Here is a 14,188-nt window from a genome sequence, read left to right as displayed (position 1 = left end):
TGCTGCCCTGCTTGCGAAACCCCATCAAACAACACCCCTCAACCAGTCAGGTGTTGCAGCGACCGATTGAGTCTGCCGGCGTGTCGGGTCGTGAGATTCGCACTCGACGCCAAAGCGCGGGACGCGCTCAGCAGATGCGCGGAAGCTGCTCGCCCAGTTGACGTTCGATGACCTGCGTGGTGCCGAACGGCGTCTTGCCCACCACCATGCCGGGATGCTCGCCGACGACACGGCCGATGATTGCCGCATCGGCACCCTCCGGCCGGGCCCGCATCGCTTCCAACACCGCCTCACTGTGCGACGGGTCCACGAACGCCACCATCTTGCCCTCGTTGGCCACCTGAAGCGGATCCAGCCCCAAGAAGGAGCAGGCCGACGACACCGTCTCGGGGACAGGGATCGCGGACAGGTCCAGTTCGACGCCCACCGACGCGGCACGCGCGATCTCGACGACGGAGGCCACCAGTCCGCCCCGGGTGGGGTCGCGCAGTGTGTGCACGGCGGCGCCGCCGACGTCGAGCATGGCCGCAACCAACAGGTGCAGTGGAGCGCTGTCGGTGGTCACGACGGTGCCGAAGTCGATGCCTTCGCGCACGCTCATGATTGCCACCCCGTGTTCACCAAGGTTGCCGGACACGAGGACATGGTCGCCGGGTCGTGCCCGCTCGGGCCCGACGTGCACCCCCGGCGGGACCACACCGACACCCGCGGTGTTGACGAACAAACCGTCGGCGCTGCCCTTGGCCACCACCTTCGTGTCCCCGGTGACGATGCCGACCCCGGCGGCCGCAGCGGCCTTGCCCATGGTTTCGGCGACGGCCCCGAGCACATCGAGTTCCAATCCCTCCTCGAGGATGAACCCGGCCGTCAGCCCGACGGGTCGGGCTCCGCTGCAAGCCAGATCGTTGATGGTGCCGTTGACTGCCAGGTCACCGATGTTGCCGCCCGGGAAGAAAAGCGGTTGCACCACATAGGAATCCGTGGTCAGCGCGATGCGTCCGCCGGTGATATCGAGCAGCGCCGAGTCGCGGGCGGCGCCGGGCACACCGCCGAACGCCGGCAGGAACAGATTCTCGATCAGTTCCTCGGACAGCACCCCGCCGCCGCCGTGGCCCAGCACGATGCGTTTCGTCTCGCGCAGCGGCAGCGGGCACACCCAGTCCGCCGGATCGATCGCAACCGGTGGCTCAGGCATGCGCGGCCGCCTCCAACCGCCGGAACTGGTAGTAGGCCGCGCAGGCGCCTTCGCTGGACACCATGGTCGCGCCCAGCGGCGTCCGCGGGGTGCACGTCTTCCCGAACGCCGGGCATTCGTTGGGTTTGAGCAATCCCTGCAACACTTCCCCGCTGCGGCATTCCGCGGACTCGGACACCCGAAGGTGTCCCACTCCGAACTTCAGCTCGGCATCGAAATGCGCATAGCGCGGCGACAGGGTCCACCCGGACTTGGGAATCATGCCGATACCCCGCCACTGCCGGTCGGTGACCACGAAGACGTCGGCGAGGGTCTGCTGGGCCACGGTGTTGCCCGCGGCGGTCACCGCGCGGGGATAGGCATTGCGCAACTCCGGCGTTCCGGCCTCGAGCAGGTCCACCACCTGCCGGACACCCTCGAGCAGGTCCAGCGGTTCGAATCCGGTCACCACAATGGGAACGCCGAATTCCTCGACGAGCGGGCCGTATTCGCCGGTGCCCATCACCGTGCAGACGTGCCCGGCCGCGAGGAAACCCTCGACCCGGTTGGTCGGCGAACTCAGGATCGCGGTCATGGCCGGCGGCACCAGCACATGTGAGACCAGCATCGAGAAGTTGGTCAGCCCGAGCCGCTGCGCATGCACCACCGCCATCGCGTTGGCCGGTGCGGTGGTTTCGAAGCCGACCCCGAAGAACACCACCTCTTTGTCCGGGTTGTCGGCGGCTACCCGGGTCGCATCCAGCGGCGAGTAGACGATCCGGACGTCGCCGCCGCGGGCGCGGACGCCGAACAGGTCGTGGTGGCTGCCGGGCACCCGCAGCATGTCCCCGAACGAACAGAAGATCACGTCCTCACGCGCCGCGATCTCCAAGGCGCGATCGATCATCTCCAGCGGTGTGACGCAGACCGGGCAGCCCGGCCCGTGGATGAATTCGACCGCACCGTCCAACAACTGGTCGATTCCGTTGCGGATGATCGAATGGGTCTGTCCGCCACAGACTTCCATAATGGTCCAGGTCCTGGTGGCACGTTTCTTGATGTGGTCGACCAGCGTGCGGGCGGCCGTCGGGTCGCGGAACTCGTCCAGGTACTTCATGCCGGTTCCCTCCTGCTCTGCCCCTGGTCGCCCGCCAACTCCTCGTCGAGCACTCCGAGTTCGTCGAACATCCGCAACGTCTCCTGCGCCGAGGCCTCGTCGAGTCGGGTGATCGCGAATCCGGCGTGCACGATCGTGTATTCGCCCACCTGCATATCGGGCAGGTACGCCAGGCACACCGTCTTGGTGGTGCCGCCGAAGTCCACGGTGCACATCCGCGTCCCCGCCTCGTCCCAGGTGTCGACTACCTTGCCGGGAATTCCGAGACACATACGCTGGTCCCCCTTTCTTGTTGCTGCGCCGCAATCACGGCCTGACCCAACGCGAGACCACCGTCGTTGCACGGCAGTACCGCATGCGTCAGCACTTCAAAACCCTGAGCCATCAACGTGTTGCGCAGGCCTTCACGCAACAACCGGTTGACGAACACACCACCGGTCAGCCCCACGGTGGCGATCCCCGCCGCGGCCTGACACACGGCCTGCGCCGTCGCCGCGATCACCGCATCATGAAAACCCGCGGCCAGGTCGGCGGCGGGGGTGCCGGAACGCAGCAGCGACATCAACTCGACAATCAACGGCGCCGCGTCCAAAACGCCTGCGGAAACGCCGAATTCCAGCGGCACCGCCCGGCCGCGACGGGCCAGGTGCTCGAGTTCGACGGCCGCCTGGCCCTCGTAGGTCACGTCCTGGCAGACACCGAGCAGGCTGGCCACCGCATCGAACAGGCGGCCCATGCTGCTGGTCGGGACACAACCGATCCCGCGCGGTATCTGCTGGGCAAGCACCTGCCGCTCCCGGTCGGTCAGACCGTTGACCGCGGGAACCCATGGCGCCCAATGGATTCCGGATCGGTGCAACAGGTCCAGCGCGATCCGGCCGGGGCGGCGCACCGCCCCGTCACCCCCAGGCAATGCGAACGGCTTGACATGGCCGGCCCGGGTGAACGATGCCGGATCGGTGACGATCAGCAACTCACCGCCCCATATGGATCCGTCGGTGCCGTAGCCGGTGCCGTCGAAAGCGACCGCGAGCATCGGTGTGCCCAGTCGTCCGTGCTCGGCCAGCAGCGAGACCGCATGGGCATGGTGGTGCTGGATCTGCACCACCGGCCGGCCCTGCCGGCGCGCCCAGTTGGTGGTCGCATAGGCCGGATGCAGGTCGCAGGCGATCAGACCAGGACGGCTGTCGGTCATGAAAGACAAATGGTCGAGAGCGGATTCGAAACATGCCTGGGTGCGGAGGTCGGCCATGTCGCCCAGGTGTGAGGACATGTGCGCGTGCCCGCCGGGAGACATCAGACAGAACGTGGTCTTGAGGTCGCCGCCGGTGGCCAGGATCGGCGCGCGCATCGTCATCGCGGGTACCGAGACGGGCAGTGGCGCATAGCCGCGGGAACGCCGGATCGGCACCACACCGCCATCGCCGTCCACAGCGAGCACCGAGTCCTCGCATGGCACGTGGATGGGTCGGTCGTGCGTGAGCACCGCATCGCTCAGGCCGTCGATCCAGCTCAGGTCGGCATCGCGGAAGACGATCGGTGATCCACCGTTGTTGGCCGACGTCATCACCAGCGGTACCGGACCCAGCCGGTCGAACAGCAGATGGTGCAGCGGCGAATACGCGAGCATCACGCCGATTTCGGACAGCCCCGGGGCCACCGCTGCCTGCACCGAACCATCGCGGGCGGGCAACAGCACAATCGGCGCCGCCGGCGACCGCAACAGGTTCGCCGCCTCGCCGTCGACAAAGCAAATACGTTCGGCCACGGCGATATCGGGCACCATCACCGCAAATGGCTTGGCGGGCCGGGTTTTCCGTCGCCGCAACTCAGACACCGCTGCAGCGCTGTCGGCGCGACAGGCCAGGTGAAAACCGCCGATGCCCTTCACCGCGACGATCAGGCCGTCGTCGATCGCAGCGGCGGCCGCCATCAGCGGATCATCACCGCGCCCCGGGCCATGCCACTGCAGCCTCGGCCCGCACTGCGGGCAGGCGATGGTCTGCGCATGGAAGCGGCGGTCGAGCGGGTCGCGGTATTCCGCCGCGCACCGCACGCACATCGGGAAGTCCGCCATGGTGGTCGCGGGACGGTCGTACGGCAGGTCGGTGATTACGGTGTAGCGCGGGCCGCAGTTGGTGCAGGTGATGAAGGGATGGCCGTAGCGGCGGTCGTCGGGGTCGTGCAGCTCACGCAGGCAGTCGGCGCAGATCGCGATGTCCGGCGGCACCAGCGTGCGGCGGTCGTCGCCGCTGCGGCTGCCGACGATCCGGAAACCGGACTCGCCAACCGGCGCCAGCCGGGTGGTCCGGATGGAATCGATGCGAGCCATCGGCGGGTGGTCGGTGCTGATGGCCAGCGCCGCGGCATCGACCGCGTCGGCGGGTCCCTCCAATTCGCAATGCACCGACCCGGAATCGTTGTAGACACAGCCGGACAGCCCGTGCCGCGCGGCGATGCGCGCGACGGCGGGGCGGAATCCGACGCCTTGGACCACGCCCGCAATGTCGAGTCGCAACCGCACGCTTGTCACCGTGCCACTCCGACTGCCCACCCGAACCTCCTGAGCAGCGATGGACCCCCGTGCCTACAGGGCTGGCAGCACGGGCGGTCTCGCTCAGGCTAGACCTGCCCAAATGTGCCGACAATCACAATTTCGCACACAAAGTCTGCGTTTTTTCGCACCCGATCTTCGCGACAACGATAACTCCGAGAAGGCAGCATGGTGTAGTGCACGAATTGTCGCTCTGCCATGCCATCGCGGGCGTGGTGAAGCCGCATGCGGCAGGTCGGCACGTCGATGTGGTCCGGGTACAGGTTGGCGCCCTACGCCAGGTGGTTCCCGAATCGCTGGAATTCTGCTGGTCGCTGGTATGTCAGCACCTCGATGACACCATGGTCGACACGGCACTGGAACTCGAATTCGTGGCGGCCGAGGTCGCCTGCCGTGACTGCGGACAGCGTTCGCAGATCGAGTCCCGGTGGTCGGTGTGCTGCCCGGAGTGCGAGAGTGCCGACGTCGAGGTGGTTCGCGGCAACGAATTCCTGGTCACCTCTGTTGAGGTCTCATGAAAGGTCAAACAGATGGGTAGGTTCCACCGGCACGAGGACGGCACGGTGCACAGCCATGAGCACGACGGGCACGACCACGGCCACGACCACGACCACCATCACGACCACGAACACGACCACGGCGACCACAGTGGCTATGCGACCGGTTCACAACGCATCGAGGTCCTCGAGTCGATCTTCGCCGAAAACGATTCCCGCGCCGACATCAACCGCGCGGCCTTCGAGCGAAACGGCATCCGTGCCCTGAACCTGATGAGCTCACCGGGCTCCGGCAAGACCACGGTGCTCGCCGCCACCCTCGACGAACTCGCCGGCGACCTGGCCGTCGGGGTCGTCGAGGGCGACATCGCCACCGACCTCGACGCCGCCAAGCTGGGCGGGCGCGGCGCTCAGATTTCGCTGCTGAACACCAACAACGGGTTCGGCGGCGAGTGTCACCTGGATGCTCCGATGGTGAACCGCGCCCTGCAGGGACTCGACTTACCTCAGCTCGATCTGGTGATCATCGAGAACGTCGGCAACCTGGTCTGCCCGGCCGAATTCGACGTCGGCGAACACGCGAAGGCCATGGTCTACTCGGTCACCGAAGGCGAGGACAAGCCGCTGAAATACCCGGTCATGTTCCGGTCGGTCGACGTGGTGCTGCTGAACAAGATCGACCTGGTCCCGCATCTGGACGTGGACGTCGACACGTACATTGACCACGTTCGGCAGGTGAATTCGACGGCCACGATTCTGCCGGTGAGCGCACGCACTGGCGAAGGCATGGCAACGTGGTTCGATTGGCTACGGCAGTTCGCCGGATTGTCGGCACGCCGGCGGTAGCCGAGGGCCGGCACTGTGAGATTCCCGACGGCGAGGTTTTCTGCGCAATGCGCTTAAGTACCGGCCAGATTCGGCGGCCGGCACCGGAAGACATTGGGAAGCAGAACATTTACTCACCATGGGTGCTCGGCGGGTTGGAGGTGGCACGCCGAAAACGCCGAGAAAATGAGGGGCACCACCAGCGGCTCACGTGGCGGGCTGTCATGCATATGCGTAGATTGTCTATAGGTTGAGATCCCAGCCTGTCGACGATATTGCGCGGAGCGAATTCTCGGATGCGGGCATCCGCTCGAATTGTTTCCGCCGACAAAAGCGATGCCCCGATCGGGGCCGCGGGAGAATTCGTGACTGTGCGTTGGACCCCTGCCGCGCAGGTGGTAACCAGAACCGATTCGGCAGCGCTCTGACCAGCAGCCAGAGGCATCTCGCCCTATCGACACCGGACGCTGAGGCGGTACCCGACCTGCTCCCGGTCGGTACCCCCATCGACCTGGACAACTGCGCCCGCGAGCCCATCCACATCCCCGGCAGCATCCAGCCGCGTGGCGTGCTTGCGGTGGTGCGCGAGCCCGATTTCGAAGTACGTCAGGTCAGCGCCAACGTCGAAGAGTTGCTCGGTCGCTCGGTCGACGACGTCCTGGGACGGCCGCTTTCGGCACTGGTCGGCGCCGAGCAGGCCGCCCGGGTCGAGCAGGCGGCATCGACTTTCGGTGACCTGAGCCAGCGCAACCCTCTCGAGTGCGACATCGACGTCGCCGGGGAACCCCGGGCATTCGACGCCATCCTGCACCGAGGGCCCGGCGGCATCCTGCTGGTCGAGATCGAGGCCGCCTACGGGGAGCGGCCGTTCTCCTTCCCCAACACCTACCAGGCGGTGCGCAGCTCGGTGGAGGAGCTGAACCGGGCCGAGACGCTGCCCGAGCTGTACGCCATCACCGCGCGTGCGGTGCGCGACCTCACTGGCTTCGACCGGGTGATGGTGTACCGCTACGACGAGGATTACAACGGCGAGGTCGTCGCGGAGTGCAAGCGAGAAGACCTCAATTCGTTCCTCGGTCTGCACTACCCCTCGACCGACATCCCGGCGCAAGCGCGGGCGCTGTATGAGAAGAACTGGCTACGGCTGATCGACGACGTCGACTACACACCCGCCCCCCTGGTGCCGACCATCGATCCCGACTCCGGTACCCCCCTGGACCTCACACACGCGACCCTGCGCAGCGTCTCGCCCATGCACATCGAATACCTGCAGAACATGGGCGTGCACGCGTCGATGTCGATCTCGTTGCTACGGCACGGGCGGCTGTGGGGGCTCATTGCCTGCCATCACTACGCCGGTCCGTATCTGCCGCCCTTCGGCACCCGCGCGGCGGCGGAGTTCCTCGGATCTACCCTGTCGCTGCGGTTGGTCGACCGATTCGAAGGCGACCAGCTGCACAAGCGACTGTCCGCTCAGGCGGTGCTGGCCAAACTCACCGCCGCCGCCCTGGACGACACCGAACCGCTTTCCGCCGCGCTGCTGGGCGCACCCGACCTGTTGGACCTGGTGCCCGCCGACGGTGTTGTCGTCGACATCCAGGGCGACTACCGGACGCACGGGTCGGTTCCGCCGCCGCACGTCGTCGCCGCGGTCGCGGCCTGGGCGCGCGGTGCGGGCGACGAGATCGCCAGCACCGACTGCTTGTCCCACGAGTTGCCCGACCTCGACCTCGATGAGCACTTGGCGGCCGGCGCGCTCGCGCTCAATCTGCCCGACGGGCAGTGTGCCATCTGGTTCCGTCGCGAGGTGCTGCGCTCGGTGGACTGGGGCGGCGACCCGCGCAACAAGACCATCGTCGTCGGCCAGGGTGACGAGGTCCGCCTCAGCCCGCGTAAGTCATTCGACCGCTGGCGCGAGATCGTCCGCCGGCGCAGCGACCCGTGGACCCCGAGCGAGACGGAGTCTACCGAGTCACTGCGACGTCACCTCGTGGAATCGCTGTACCGCCGCACCCGGGGCGCACTGCGGGTGGCCGAACGGGTGCAGCGCAGCCTGCTGCCCGAGTCCATCCCGGCGCTGCCCGACTGGCACCTGTCGGCGCACTACGAGCCGGCCGCCGGCGACAACGTCGGTGGCGACTGGTACGACGCGTTCGAGCTGCGTGACGGCCGGCTGGTGGTACTGATCGGCGATGTCGCCGGCCATGGCATCACCGCAGCTGGGACCATGGCGCAGTTGCGCAATGCGCTGCGCGCACAGTTGTTCGCCGGTGCCACCCCGGCCGACGCGTTGGCTCAGCTCAACGCCTTCTGCCTGCACATGATGCCCAGCGCCTTCGCCACCGTCGTCGCCGCGCGGATCGACCTAGCCTCCGGCCACGTGGAAGCAGCGTGCGCGGGCCACCTGAAGCCGTACCTGACGAACTCGTCGCGCACCGCGGCCCAGGCACCGATTCGGCTGTCACCGCCCATCGGCGTCCGAGGCGTGACTTATGAACCCAGCGCATTCACCGTCGAACGGGGCCATGGTCTGGTGCTGTACTCCGACGGCCTGGTGGAGCGGCGCGGGGAGTCGATCGACGATGGTCTGGACCGGCTGGCTCAGACGCTGGGCCGCGACAATGCCGCGCCGGCAACCTGGATCTGGACGCAAATGGCGTCGGACCACATCGACGACGACGTCACCGTCGTCGCGCTGCGGCGGCCCTGACGGAGATCAGCTTGATCGATATCAGCTGGCCTGGACGCGGCCGTGTTCCAGGAGCTGCAAGCACTGCGGCGCGGTCTCGTGCACAGGCAGCACATCGCTGAGGCCGCACGCGGCGATGGTGCGCGCGACCGACGGCTGCAGGCTGATCAGGCACATTCCGATCCCGCGTTCCCGGCACCGGGTGGCCTCCTCGGCCAGTGCCAGCAGCGACGAGCACGACATGAACTCCACGCTGTTCACATCCACCATGAACAGTTGCGGCGCACTGGCGAACCCCGAAGCCTCCGCCAGCAGCAACCGCCACGTGTCGTCGTTCAAGGCGTCGATCTCGCCGCCGACGTAGACGATGACCGCAGCATCGAAGCCTTGCACCGCCGCCCGCAAGGTGCTGGTCTCCGCGCCCAGGTCGGAGACCAGCCGCGCGCTCAACCGTAGGGGCGCGGCAAACACTTCGGTGGCGGCAAGACTCATGACGCGCTCCTCAGTCTCAGGACCAACTGCTGTGGACGGGCAGTCCCGTGTCTGGAACCTGTCGAGGGTTAGCCGAAATCGCGGCGATTGAAACCCCCGCTTCAACTGGCCTGGCTGAAGACGAAACTCTTGGGTGGGCATTCGCGGAACCGGAGGCACACCGTGGTGCCGTCATCGCCGCCGTCGATGGTGCAGTCATCGGCGAGTGCGCGCATCAACAAGATCCCGCGCCCCCGCACGCTAGAGACCTCGAAATCAGGTTCCAGCCAGCGGCCGTGGTCGACGACATTCACCTGCAACTCGGTGTTGGCCCGGTGATAGGCGATCTGCAGCGTCATGCTGCCCACCCGGTCGATGACTCGATAGGCGTGGTCCGCGCAGTTGGACATCGCCTCGTCGGTGGCCAGAACGATGTCGGCGGTGCGCTCCTCGTCCAACTCCAGATGCCGTTCCAGCCATTCACTGAACTCATGGCGGAAGGCCGCCGCGGTCCGCGCGTCGGCGTTGCCGGTGTGCGCGTGCCATATCCGGTCGGCATCGCCGATACCGACGGGATCGCTTGAGGTGGAACCGCTCACGGCTTGTCGGCTACCCGAATGCCTGCGCGGATACACCTGATGTGACGGGTCCCCCATAGATTTCGGGGTCAGGTCGCCCTATTGTGACCGCCGCGTTACGCCCGGCGGTGCCGAGCGTCTGCGGCAATTCAGCTCCTGGTGCCCACCGTGATGACGTCCGAGATGACCTGGGTCCAGAGCGGACGCCGAATACGGTGCTGATCACTGACGGTGAATCCGGCGTCCTCGAACAGACCCCGCATCTCGGCGGGCGGCGGATTGTGCTGCGGTTTCCAGCGATTGGGCAGCTGAACGACGTGCTGCCGGGCGCTCAGGGTCGCGACGGCGACCAGACCACCCAGTGCCAGCACGCGATGGAATTCCCGCAGCGCCGCGGGCTGGTCGAAGAAGTGGAACGCCGAGGTCGTCACGACCGCATCCAGCGCGCCGTCATCGAAGGGAAGTTGCTCGGCCGGGCTTCGCAACCACCGCACCCGATCGGATTTGGCGCGAGCCTGCGCCAGCATTCCGTCGGACATGTCGACACCGTAGATCTCCTCGGGCTGCAGTTCCCGCTCGATGCGATTGCTGAGAACGCCGGTCCCGCAAGCAATGTCTGCGATCTTGCGGGATTGGTGGGCGCGCAGCGCGGCAATCACCTCGTCATGCGGCGGCCGATAGACCCAGCGCTGGAGGAACGGCAGGTCGTAGGCCGGGGACAACAGGGTCCACATCCCCGTCACCGCGCTGTTCAGCGTGCGGCGCGGTGCGCTCACCTGTGCAGAACCGACGCGTAGTAGACGGTGTCGGCCATCGATACCGAGTCGTGCGACTGCGGTACCGCCTCTAGCCCGTTGTCGGCCAGCAGCTGGCTCATCGGTGTCCCTACCGAACGCCACCCCAGCCCGTCGAGATAGCCGGCGACGTCCTTGCGCTCGCCCTCGAACCCGAGATCTTCCCAGTCCAGCTCGAACCCGTGCTCGCGCCACTTGGCGGTCGACCGGCGCATCATCTCCCGTGCCTGTTCCACGTCGCGTTCGGGTCGCGACGGGATGGCTTCTACCGCGAGCCGGCTGCCGTCCGCGCTGAGCGCGGTGATGTTGTCCATCAGCAGATCCTGGGCCTGCGGCGGTAGGTATCCGAGTAGTCCCTCCGCGATCCAGGCGGTGGGCCGGTCAGGCTCCAGACCCGCCTGCCGAAGGGCCGCGGGCCAGTCTTGGCGCAGGTCGATCGCGACAGTGCGCAGGTCGGCGGTCGGAGCCGCGCCCAGGTCAGCCAGGGTGCTCGTCTTGAAGGCGATCACCTCGGGCTGGTCGATCTCGAACACGGTCATGCCGTCCGGCCAGTTCATGCGGTAGGCGCGAGCGTCGAGGCCGGAGGCGAGGATGACGGCCTGCCGGATGCCGGCCCGCGTCGCGTCCTGGAAGAACTGGTCGAAGAAACGGGTCCGAGCGGCCATGGCGGCAGGCATGTGTGCCAGCTTCCAGTTCGACTCCTCGTCGTCGACGTCGGCCGCGGCGAGGTCACCGGAGACCCACCGGGTGAAGAAATCCACGCCGACGGCCCGGACCAGCGGTTCGGCGAACCGGTCGTTGATGACGGGGTTGTCCGCGTTGGTCGCGATGGCGCGAGCGGCGGCCACCATCGTCGCGGTCGCGCCCACGCTGGTGGCCAAATCCCAGCTGTCGTTTTCTGTGCGTGGCATGCCTGTCTCCCAGCATCCGTCCGAAGATATACTTAGCTAGTTTAACACTTAGCTAGGTTAATAACCCGGCCGCTAAGACAGGTGTGAAGCAGTTCACTCGGGCGTTGCCACCTAGCGCCCGGGCCCAGGCCCGCCCGGTCCCCCAGGGCCCCCAGGGCCACCCGGCCCGCCCGGGCCCCCGGGACCGCCGGGGCCACCCGGCCCCCCCGGACCGCCGGGTCCGTTGGCGGCCGGAGCCACAAACACACACTCGTTCAGCTGGACGCTCCACGCCCAGCCAGGGGCGCAGTCGTCGGCGCGACTGATCGCCGGCACCACCATGGCCGGTAACACGCTGGACGCCAGAACGATCGCGCCGATTGCGCAATGCCGGAAGAATCTGATCACTGCACGCCTCCCCGGTGTTGGTGGTCCGGCGACCGCCGGCTGTTACCAGGTAATTGTCCTCCGTTGCGCAACCCCTGAGCAGGAGTTCGCCGGACTAACCGAACCGCAGTCCCCGCTTGCGCGCCCAAAGCACGGCCACCGCGGTTCCGATGACCCAGACTGCGACAGCCAAGGCGAGATGCACAAAGCTCTTGGTGTCGCGGCCGAAGACCGGTCCGATCGCCGCCGGAATCTGAGTCCACAGCACGCGGTGCTCGATTCCGCCCATCGGATCGGCGACGTAATAGACGGCGTAGGGCAGGGTGATCGCCAGCAGCCAGCCGGCCGTGCGACGCAGGTTCCGCCGCTGCCGCCACCGTCGAAGCAGCGGCTCCGCACCCACCGGGTGCAGTACCGAGATGACGTTGCCGACGCCGAGCCACGACACGACGGGCACAGCCACGTTGGGGATCGTCATGGCCATTTGCGGCACCCCCTCCTTGTACATCGTCAGCGCCGCCGCCACCGCCAAGGTGGGCAGGCCGACGATGACGATCAGCGCCAGGTTCTTGATCACCAGCACCCGCCACAGCGGCACACCGTCGGACAGGCCCTGAACGACCCGATAGTGGTCGCCGCCAAGCAGATTCGTGGTCGTCACATCGGCGAGAATGAACGAGGAGAAGTAGGTGCTGACCAGGACGACCCAGTCCAGCTGGTTGTGATGGAAGTGGCGGGCGACGTGATTGCTGTGCACCACGGACAAGGGCTGGACCAATAACCACGCCGCAGCGAGCACCAGGTTGGCCAGCACGCCCGACAACCAGGTGCGCGGCGGATGAAAGGCCCAGCGGATCTCGGCGGCCACCGCCGGCAGCAACGGCTTCTGGAAGTCGCTCGCCGCCCGCCGGGCCGCCGCCGGACGCGGGGCGGACGCACGAGCCAGGGCGCGCAGCGCGGTGCGTACCCGCTGATGCATCGGCGCCTCGGGCGTCTCGGTCTCCGACATGTGCTCCCTACCAAAACGGCTGTGCGTGCACGGTACCCGGCTGCGGGGGCGGTGCCGGGTCAGATGTCCCAATTGACGGTGAAGTCGTGCCGCAGCACCAGATCGACGAGGACGTCAGTGCGGCTCCCGAGCGGCCACGCCTCCGTGGTGAACGCGTCGTCGGCGAAGAAGGCGTAATTGGTCGAGGTTTCCGGGGTGGTGCGCGACCGGTACACGATGGCGTCCAGATCGGGCCACCAGCGCCTGGCGGCGTCGGCCAGGTGGTGGCACTGTCGCCATACCCGCGCGCGCTGGCCGGTGCTGATCTGGTCATCGACGTCCAGGGCATCCAGGTTGCGCTGCGTCCGCAGGTCGAAGATGCGCAACGGCCGGGACGAGACCAGGCGAATCAGGTATTGCGATGCATGGTCGGCGGGGATGGTGCGGCCGGTGTCCCGATACCGCTCGCGAAAAGCTCCCGCAAAGGCCGTTGCGGCATAACGGGTTCGGAAGGCACCCGACACCGGATCGAACCGGAAGCGCGGCTGCGGAAATCCATGCCAGGTCCAGTCGGCGGGCTCGGCGGCTTCCACCCGCCACAACTCGACGCCGGCGGGCACCGTGCGGCTGGCCAGCCCAGCCGGACGCCGCAACGGCAACGAACGCCGGTATCCGCCCGGAAGACTAGGCACCGACGGCGTTGAGCAGCTGCCAGGCGGTGTTGACGGTCTTCTTGCGGCGCAGCGCCTCCGAAATGGACGCGCCCGCCAACTCCTCGCGCTTGATCCGCATGACGCGATCGGCGACGACCGGGTCGGAGGTGAATCGTGCCAGTAGCAAGAGGATCTGCGGAAGGTCCGGACGCAGCCGGGCGCCGTCGAACTGCCAGGCCGGGAACCAGGTGTTGTTGCCGACCGTGACGCCGAGCACCTTTCCGCGCCGGCGCAGTTCATGCACGGCCTGGGGCGTCTCGTAGCCCAGCCGCGCCTGGACCTCGCGCGTCGGCAGTGCGCCGGCCCGGAAATCGCTCAGCACGCCGTCGCGCCGCTCACTGTTGAGCTTGCGCGCGGCGACGCGCTCGAGTTCCTCCATGGGCACCGTCGGCACGTCCAGCAGCGCGTCGAGGAGCTTGGCGAAATCCGGGTCACGCCGGACGCGTTCCTCGACCTGACTGACGAGCGCATGGACGGGAGACATGGCGCCATTCTATCCCGCGGCCAGTCA

The 14,188-nt window shown here is 67.2% G+C and carries 14 protein-coding genes; 3 read left to right on the top strand and 11 right to left on the bottom strand.

Annotation, left to right across the window (positions count from 1 at the left end):
* Positions 1–127: 127 nt before the first annotated feature.
* From hypE to hypF, 4 genes are read right to left on the bottom strand one after another with little or no spacing between them, the layout of a single operon-like run.
* Positions 128–1,195 (bottom strand): hydrogenase expression/formation protein HypE, encoded by a 1,068-nt coding sequence (gene hypE, locus AWC08_RS34350; RefSeq protein ID WP_069435566.1) that lies wholly within the window; start codon positions 1,193–1,195, stop codon positions 128–130.
* On the bottom strand, positions 1,188–2,291 hold the full coding sequence (gene hypD / locus AWC08_RS34345) for a hydrogenase formation protein HypD (protein ID WP_069435565.1): 1,104 nt from the start codon (positions 2,289–2,291) through the stop codon (positions 1,188–1,190). The genes hypE and hypD overlap by 8 nt, the downstream gene beginning before the upstream one ends.
* A complete protein-coding gene (locus AWC08_RS34340; RefSeq protein ID WP_065134970.1) occupies positions 2,288–2,563 on the bottom strand; it encodes a HypC/HybG/HupF family hydrogenase formation chaperone in 276 nt (91 codons plus the stop codon). The genes hypD and AWC08_RS34340 overlap by 4 nt, the downstream gene beginning before the upstream one ends.
* Positions 2,536–4,845, bottom strand: a complete 2,310-nt coding sequence (hypF, locus tag AWC08_RS34335; RefSeq protein ID WP_244906560.1) for a carbamoyltransferase HypF — start codon at positions 4,843–4,845, stop codon at positions 2,536–2,538. Before hypF ends, AWC08_RS34340 begins: the two co-directional genes overlap by 28 nt.
* Before the next feature lie 176 nt (positions 4,846–5,021).
* Here hypF and AWC08_RS34330 point away from each other — a divergent pair, with 176 nt between their 5' ends.
* The 3 genes from AWC08_RS34330 to AWC08_RS34320 all read left to right on the top strand — a co-directional run bounded on the left by AWC08_RS34330 (position 5,022) and on the right by AWC08_RS34320 (position 8,877).
* Positions 5,022–5,363, top strand: a complete 342-nt coding sequence (locus AWC08_RS34330; protein WP_065134969.1) for a hydrogenase maturation nickel metallochaperone HypA — start codon at positions 5,022–5,024, stop codon at positions 5,361–5,363.
* 12 nt (positions 5,364–5,375) lie between these two features.
* On the top strand, positions 5,376–6,188 hold the full coding sequence (gene hypB, locus AWC08_RS34325; protein ID WP_069435581.1) for a hydrogenase nickel incorporation protein HypB: 813 nt from the start codon (positions 5,376–5,378) through the stop codon (positions 6,186–6,188).
* 463 nt (positions 6,189–6,651) lie between these two features.
* Positions 6,652–8,877, top strand: coding sequence for a SpoIIE family protein phosphatase (locus AWC08_RS34320; protein WP_142283974.1), 2,226 nt, complete (start codon positions 6,652–6,654; stop codon positions 8,875–8,877).
* 21 nt (positions 8,878–8,898) lie between these two features.
* On the opposite strand, the gene AWC08_RS34315 is transcribed toward AWC08_RS34320, so the two are convergent.
* From AWC08_RS34315 to AWC08_RS38870, 7 genes are all read right to left on the bottom strand, one after another.
* On the bottom strand, positions 8,899–9,348 hold the full coding sequence (locus AWC08_RS34315) for an anti-sigma factor antagonist (protein WP_069435558.1): 450 nt from the start codon (positions 9,346–9,348) through the stop codon (positions 8,899–8,901).
* 101 nt (positions 9,349–9,449) lie between these two features.
* On the bottom strand, positions 9,450–9,926 hold the full coding sequence (locus tag AWC08_RS34310; RefSeq protein WP_159460048.1) for an ATP-binding protein: 477 nt from the start codon (positions 9,924–9,926) through the stop codon (positions 9,450–9,452).
* A 128-nt stretch (positions 9,927–10,054) separates the two neighbouring features.
* Positions 10,055–10,681 carry a class I SAM-dependent methyltransferase gene (locus AWC08_RS34305; protein ID WP_069435557.1) on the bottom strand — a complete coding sequence of 209 codons (627 nt, stop codon included), beginning with the start codon at positions 10,679–10,681 and terminating at the stop codon, positions 10,055–10,057.
* Positions 10,678–11,610 carry a class I SAM-dependent methyltransferase gene (locus tag AWC08_RS34300; RefSeq protein WP_069435556.1) on the bottom strand — a complete coding sequence of 311 codons (933 nt, stop codon included), beginning with the start codon at positions 11,608–11,610 and terminating at the stop codon, positions 10,678–10,680. The genes AWC08_RS34305 and AWC08_RS34300 overlap by 4 nt, the downstream gene beginning before the upstream one ends.
* Before the next feature lie 481 nt (positions 11,611–12,091).
* Positions 12,092–12,955, bottom strand: a complete 864-nt coding sequence (locus AWC08_RS34290; protein ID WP_069435560.1) for a hypothetical protein — start codon at positions 12,953–12,955, stop codon at positions 12,092–12,094.
* A gap of 89 nt (positions 12,956–13,044) precedes the next feature.
* Entirely contained in the window at positions 13,045–13,656 is a 612-nt protein-coding gene (locus tag AWC08_RS34285; RefSeq protein WP_232008100.1) for an RES family NAD+ phosphorylase, read from the bottom strand.
* Complete coding sequence (locus AWC08_RS38870; RefSeq protein WP_065132909.1) at positions 13,649–14,161, bottom strand: hypothetical protein; 513 nt, start codon at positions 14,159–14,161, stop codon at positions 13,649–13,651. The genes AWC08_RS34285 and AWC08_RS38870 overlap by 8 nt, the downstream gene beginning before the upstream one ends.
* Positions 14,162–14,188 lie beyond the last annotated feature (27 nt).

The organism is Mycobacterium gordonae (assembly GCF_002101675.1).
Classification (GTDB): Bacteria; Actinomycetota; Actinomycetes; order Mycobacteriales; family Mycobacteriaceae; genus Mycobacterium; species Mycobacterium gordonae.
The sequence above is the reverse complement of the archived record's forward strand: the minus strand, read 5'-3'. Positions and strand labels throughout refer to the sequence as shown.

What these genes read in the sequence shown, in the direction of transcription:
- hypE (WP_069435566.1), bottom strand. Translation starts at nt 1,195, where the DNA reads ATGCCTGAGCCACCGGTTGCGATCGATCCGGCGGACTGGGTGTGCCCG.
- hypD (WP_069435565.1), bottom strand. Translation starts at nt 2,291, where the DNA reads ATGAAGTACCTGGACGAGTTCCGCGACCCGACGGCCGCCCGCACGCTG.
- AWC08_RS34340 (WP_065134970.1), bottom strand. Translation starts at nt 2,563, where the DNA reads ATGTGTCTCGGAATTCCCGGCAAGGTAGTCGACACCTGGGACGAGGCG.
- hypB (WP_069435581.1), top strand. Translation starts at nt 5,376, where the DNA reads ATGGGTAGGTTCCACCGGCACGAGGACGGCACGGTGCACAGCCATGAG.
- AWC08_RS34315 (WP_069435558.1), bottom strand. Translation starts at nt 9,348, where the DNA reads ATGAGTCTTGCCGCCACCGAAGTGTTTGCCGCGCCCCTACGGTTGAGC.
- AWC08_RS34300 (WP_069435556.1), bottom strand. Translation starts at nt 11,610, where the DNA reads ATGCCACGCACAGAAAACGACAGCTGGGATTTGGCCACCAGCGTGGGC.
- AWC08_RS34290 (WP_069435560.1), bottom strand. Translation starts at nt 12,955, where the DNA reads ATGCATCAGCGGGTACGCACCGCGCTGCGCGCCCTGGCTCGTGCGTCC.
- AWC08_RS38870 (WP_065132909.1), bottom strand. Translation starts at nt 14,161, where the DNA reads ATGTCTCCCGTCCATGCGCTCGTCAGTCAGGTCGAGGAACGCGTCCGG.